Consider the following 750-nt stretch of genomic DNA (forward strand, 5'->3'; position numbering starts at 1 on the left):
ACGAAGTCGAAGTTCGACAACAAGTACGGCTGCCGTCATTCGCTGATCGACGGCATCAACCGTGCCACTGACGTCCTGATCGGCGGGAAGGTTGCTGTCGTCTGCGGTTACGGGGATGTGGGCAAGGGGTGCGCGGAGTCGCTGCGTGGGCAGGGTGCCCGGGTGATCATCACGGAGATCGACCCGATCTGTGCGCTGCAGGCGGCGATGGACGGCTTCCAGGTCTCGACCCTGGACGACGTGGTTTCGATCGCGGACATCTTCGTGACGACGACGGGCAACAAGGACATCATCATGGCCGCGGACATGGCCAAGATGAAGCACCAGGCCATCGTGGGCAACATCGGTCACTTCGACAACGAGATCGACATGGCCGGTCTGGCGAAGCTTCCCGGGATTGTGCGGGACGAGGTCAAGCCGCAGGTCCACACGTGGACGTTCGCCGACGGCAAGGTGTTGATCGTGCTGTCGGAGGGGCGTCTGCTGAACCTGGGCAATGCGACGGGTCATCCGTCGTTCGTGATGTCGAACTCGTTCGCGGACCAGACGCTGGCCCAGATCGAGCTGTTCACCAAGCCCGCTGAGTACCCGACCGATGTGTACGTGCTGCCCAAGCACCTGGACGAGAAGGTCGCCCGGCTCCACCTGGACGCTCTGGGCGTCAAGCTGACGACGCTGCGTCCGGAGCAGGCCGCGTACATCGGTGTCGAGGTCGAAGGCCCGTACAAGCCGGACCACTACCGCTACTGA

Annotated in this window: 1 protein-coding gene; it reads left to right on the plus strand. The window is 63.1% G+C overall.

Going from position 1 to position 750, the window contains the following annotated elements; all coding sequences use genetic code 11:
- Window positions 1-750, plus strand: a 750-nt coding sequence (locus G3I19_RS36720) for an adenosylhomocysteinase (RefSeq protein ID WP_164267973.1), incomplete at its 5' end; no start/stop codon positions are given.

Source organism: Streptomyces sp. SID10853, assembly GCF_010548145.1.
GTDB lineage: Bacteria > Actinomycetota > Actinomycetes > Streptomycetales > Streptomycetaceae > Streptomyces.